Annotated in this window: 4 protein-coding genes; 3 read left to right on the forward strand and 1 reads right to left on the reverse strand. The window is 68.4% G+C overall.

From position 1 onward, the window contains the following. Nucleotides 1–124 precede the first annotated feature (124 nt). On the reverse strand, nt 125–736 hold the full coding sequence (locus IXW69_RS07995; protein ID WP_194785820.1) for a TnsA-like heteromeric transposase endonuclease subunit: 612 nt from the start codon (nt 734–736) through the stop codon (nt 125–127). A gap of 279 nt (nt 737–1,015) precedes the next feature. Between IXW69_RS07995 and dnaK the strand changes: the two genes are divergently transcribed. The 3 genes from dnaK to IXW69_RS08010 are packed head-to-tail and all read left to right on the forward strand — an operon-like array spanning nt 1,016 to nt 3,791. Next, nucleotides 1,016–2,884 carry a molecular chaperone DnaK gene (gene dnaK, locus IXW69_RS08000; protein ID WP_194785821.1) on the forward strand — a complete coding sequence of 623 codons (1,869 nt, stop codon included), beginning with the start codon at nt 1,016–1,018 and terminating at the stop codon, nt 2,882–2,884. Beyond that, entirely contained in the window at nt 2,881–3,126 is a 246-nt protein-coding gene (locus IXW69_RS08005) for a hypothetical protein (RefSeq protein ID WP_194785822.1), read from the forward strand. The genes dnaK and IXW69_RS08005 overlap by 4 nt, the downstream gene beginning before the upstream one ends. Then, nucleotides 3,123–3,791, forward strand: coding sequence for a nucleotide exchange factor GrpE (locus tag IXW69_RS08010; RefSeq protein WP_194785823.1), 669 nt, complete (start codon nt 3,123–3,125; stop codon nt 3,789–3,791). Before IXW69_RS08005 ends, IXW69_RS08010 begins: the two co-directional genes overlap by 4 nt. Nucleotides 3,792–3,881: the final 90 nt, after the last annotated feature.

The raw sequence follows: 3,881 nt of genomic DNA on the forward strand, positions 1-3,881 counted from the left end.
ACTGCTCGGCCTGGACGCGTTCTTCGATGAGCTGCAGGGCGCGCGCCTTGAACTCGGGCGTGTACTTCTGGGGCATGATCCGATCCTCCTTGAGATAACAGGTCGGAACGAAACCCAGGGCGCTTCACCGAGCCGGCCGGCAAGCCAGGAACTCACCCACCGTCCCCTTGCTCGGGGCCTCCTGCCGGGCCTCATCCAGCAGGCCAGCAGGCAGCAGCTCCGGACGGCGCCCACTGGCCAAGAACCGGATGTTGCGCACCGCCACCGGGTTGGTGCCAGAGAAGACCTCGTAGCCCCACCCCTTCTTCAGACACAGCTTGCGCGTCCAAGCGAACTGCTCGCGGACCCTCGGATCCTTCAACAGGCCAGCCGGCTTGACGTCAACGACCACCGCCTGCCGGCGGGCGGTCACAAGAAGCAGGTCAGGGACATGAGCACGTTGGACGCCTCCGTCCACGCCCGTGAGCTGGAACGGCTGCGAAGCCAGGGCAACCACCGATGGGTCGAAGTCAGCCACCCACAAGCGCTCCAGCTCCAACAGGCTCTCGTAGACATGCGTGCGCCGGTCCGTGGACGCCCAGAAGAAGCCCGGGCGGTTGCGCTGGCCCCGGTATGACGGCGGAAACCGAACAGGCAGCCCCTCAACAATTTGGTCTGCGAGCGCAACCTCCCAGTCCGCCACCTGCTCCTCGCCGGCAGCGGAGCAATACAGCACCTTCGCTGTGATCCCGCTCACGACTCAAGGATGCTCCGGACAAGATGTTTGGACGATTTGACACGCCGGTTGGACGAATCTGGATTTTGGACAACTTAAGTTGGATTCCACAATAGTGATGCGCATCACCCCGCCGCTGAAGCCTGCACGGAATAACGCGCCCATGCTCAAGGTTGAGTGAGTCAGACTCAAGGTTGGGTCGTCCGGAGTTGACAGGTTCCGGCTCAATCACAATCCTTGAGTGCATACCACTCAACTTCACCTACTCGCTCCGCAGCGGAGCATGAAGGAGCAGCACACATGGCACGCGCCGTCGGTATCGACCTCGGTACCACCAACTCCGCCATCGCCGTCCTCGAGGGCGGCGAGCCCACGATCATCCCGAACGCCGAGGGTGGTCGCACCACGCCCTCCGTCGTCGCCTTCTCCAAGTCCGGAGAGGTCCTCGTCGGCGAGGTCGCCAAGCGTCAGGCCGTCACCAACGTCGACCGGACCATCTCCTCGGTCAAGCGCCACATGGGCACCGACTGGACCGTCGAGATCGACGACAAGAAGTACACCGCCCAGGAGATCAGCGCCCGCATCCTCGCCAAGCTCAAGGCGGACGCGGAGTCCTACCTCGGTGAGCCCGTCACCAACGCGGTCATCACCGTCCCCGCCTACTTCAACGACGCCGAGCGTCAGGCCACCAAGGAGGCCGGCACCATCGCGGGCCTCGCCGTGGACCGCATCGTCAACGAGCCGACCGCCGCGGCCCTCGCCTACGGCCTCGACAAGGGCAAGGAGGACGAGCTCATCCTCGTCTTCGACCTCGGTGGCGGCACCTTCGACGTCTCCCTGCTCGAGGTCGGCAAGGACGAGGACGGCTTCTCCACCATCCAGGTCCGCGCCACCAACGGCGACAACCGCCTCGGCGGCGACGACTGGGACGCCCGCATCGTCGACTGGCTCGTCAAGCAGGTCAAGGACAAGAACGGCGTCGACCTGTCCAAGGACAAGATCGCCATGCAGCGCCTCAAGGACGCCGCCGAGCAGGCCAAGAAGGAGCTCTCCTCCGCGACGAGCACCAACATCAACCTGCAGTACCTCTCCATGAGCGAGTCCGGCCCCATCCACCTCGACGAGCGCCTCACCCGCTCCCACTTCGAGGAGATGACCGCGGACCTGCTCGAGCGCACCAAGCTCCCGTTCCACAACGTCATCAATGACGCCGGCGTCTCCCTCTCCGAGATCGACCACGTCGTCCTCGTCGGCGGCTCCACCCGCATGCCCGCCGTCTCCGACGTCGTGCGCGAGCTGACCAACGGCAAGGAGCCCAACAAGGGCGTCAACCCGGACGAGGTCGTCGCCGTCGGCGCGTCCCTCCAGGCCGGCGTCATCCAGGGCGACCGCAAGGACGTCCTCCTCATCGACGTCACGCCCCTGTCCCTGGGCATCGAGACCAAGGGCGGCGTCATGACCAAGCTCATCGAGCGCAACACGGCCATCCCGACAAAGCGCTCCGAGGTCTTCTCCACCGCCGAGGACAACCAGCCCTCCGTGCTCATCCAGGTCTACCAGGGCGAGCGCGAGTTCGCCCGTGACAACAAGCCGCTGGGCACCTTCGAGCTGACCGGCATCGCGCCGGCCCCGCGCGGCATCCCGCAGATCGAGGTCTCCTTCGACATCGACGCGAACGGCATCGTCCACGTCTCCGCCAAGGACCGCGGCACGGGCAAGGAGCAGTCCATGACCATCTCCGGCGGCTCCGCCCTCCCCAAGGAGGACATCGACCGCATGGTCAAGGAGGCCGAGGCCCACGCCGAGGAGGACAAGAAGCGCCGCGAGGACGCCGAGGTCCGCAACACCGCCGAGCAGCAGGCCTACTCCATCGACAAGCTGCTCAAGGACAACAAGGACAAGCTTCCCGAGGACGTCTCCAGCGAGGTCCAGGGCGCCATCGACGAGCTCAAGAAGGCTCTCGAGGGCGAGGACGTCGAGCCGATCAAGACCGCTCAGGAGAAGCTGAACTCCGTCGCGCAGAAGATCGGCGAGGCCCTCTACGCCTCCGACCAGGCTGCCGCCGCGGCCGGTGACGCCTCCGGCGCCACCCCCGGCCCCGAGGCCCCGGCTGAGGACGACGACATCGTCGACGCCGAGATCGTCGACGACGAGGACGAGTCCAAGTGACCTCCGCGAACGAGCAGCGCGACGGCGCGGACCGGGCCGAGCAGGCCCGGCCCGCCGCCGGCTCCGACGAGCAGCAGCACGGCGCCGTCGACGACGTCCGGGCCGACCAGGGCGGCAAGCCCCAGGCCGAGCTCGGCGACGGCGACCACGACGCCCACGAGGTGCCGGCCGAGGTCGAGCAGGCGCAGCAGCACCTGAGGGAGCACGGGTCCGGTACCCAGGACCAGGAGGAGAGCAAGTGAGCGACGACCAGTCCCGCGACGACCGCGCCGACGACAGCGAGGCCTCCGCCTCGAACGAGTCCGGCGACCCGGCCCTCGCCGATGCCGTCGAGTCCGCCTTCGAGGACGTCCGCTCCGAGCTGGGCGGCGACCCGCAGGCCGACCTGGGGGAGGGCGAGCCCGCCCCCGGCGACGCGGACGCCGACGCCGAGACCGACGGCGAGCCCCTGAGCGAGCTCGACCAGGCCAAGGCCGAGGCCGCGCAGGCCCAGGACGACCTCGCCCGCGCCCGCGCCGACCTCTACAACCTCCAGCAGGAGTACCAGGGCTTCGTCCGGCGCTCCCGCGAGGGTGCCGCCGGCCACCGCACCGCCGGCCAGGCCAGCGTCGTCGAGGCGCTCATCCCCGTCCTCGACGAGGTCGAGCTCGCCCGCCAGCACGGCGACCTCACCGGCACCTTCGAGACCACCGCCACCAAGCTCGAGACGCTCCTCGCCGACAAGTTCGGCCTCGAGCGCTTCGGCGAGGCCGGCGAGGCCTTCGACCCCCAGCTCCACGAGGCCCTCATGGCCGTGGACTCCACGGAGGTCACCGAGCCCAGCGTCGCCATGGTGCTCCAGCCCGGCTACAGGCTCGGCGAGAAGGTCGTCCGAGCCGCACGCGTCCAGGTCGCCAACCCGGCCTGACGCCTCACCAACGTCGTCGGGGGCGGGGCCCCCCCCCGGGGCCGCCCCCCCCGCGGCCCCCCCCCCCACCCATACAAACCAACCCCGCCA

The organism is Actinomyces haliotis (assembly GCF_015355765.1).
Taxonomy (GTDB): domain Bacteria; phylum Actinomycetota; class Actinomycetes; order Actinomycetales; family Actinomycetaceae; genus Actinomyces; species Actinomyces haliotis.

Bases quoted from the DNA above. Each gene is read 5' to 3' on its own strand.
- dnaK (WP_194785821.1), top strand. From the start codon at position 1,016: ATGGCACGCGCCGTCGGTATCGACCTCGGTACCACCAACTCCGCCATC.